This is a genomic window from Pseudomonas sp. CM25, from assembly GCF_013179705.1.
Classification (GTDB): Bacteria; Pseudomonadota; Gammaproteobacteria; order Pseudomonadales; family Pseudomonadaceae; genus Aquipseudomonas.
The window spans coordinates 1-605 of record NZ_JABMCW010000723.1 but is presented as its reverse complement, the minus strand read 5'-3'; the positions used below and the strand labels follow the sequence as shown (position 1 = coordinate 605).

General features: G+C 60.0%; 1 protein-coding gene. It reads right to left on the bottom strand.

Translation table 11 applies throughout. The features are described 5' to 3' along the window. Positions 1-532 (bottom strand): riboflavin synthase subunit alpha (locus tag HP546_RS30950; RefSeq protein WP_172233857.1); only part of this gene is annotated, 532 nt, incomplete at its 3' end. Positions 533-605: the final 73 nt, after the last annotated feature.

Genomic DNA, 605 nt, shown 5'->3' with positions numbered 1-605 from the left:
GCTCGCCGGCCTTGTAGCTGGCGAACGTGGTCTGGCGCAGGGTTTCCGGGATCAGGTTGATGGTGACCACATTGTCGTCGACATCGGCGACGGTCAGGCTGCAACCGTTGACCCCGATGAAGCCGCGCGGGAACACATATTTTCCCCATTCCGGTGGCATGCGAAACGTGATGAAAGCGCCGGTTTCCTTGATCGACAGTTCGACAATTTCGGCGGTGGTAGCGATGTGGCCTGCCATCAGGTGGCCGCCGACTTCGGCGTTCATCTTCGCCGAACGTTCAATGTTGACGCCCTGGCCGGCCTTCAAACAGCGCAGGTTGGTGCGCTCGAGGGTGGCGTTCATGGCGTCGAACCTGACCTGCGTGCCATCGATTTGGGTAACCGACAGGCAGGTACCTTCGACACTGACGCTGGCGCCGATCTTCAGCTCGTCGAGCAGTTCGGGTGTGAGGTCGATGGTGAACTGGTTGTGGCCCGGGTAGCGGGTCACATCAAGCAGCGGGCGGACGGCCTGGACGATGCCGGTGTACATGGAGTTGCTCCTGGGCACGGATATGGAAAACATCAGGAAGCTATGCCCGTGGAGCTGTAAATGCAAGTTGCCT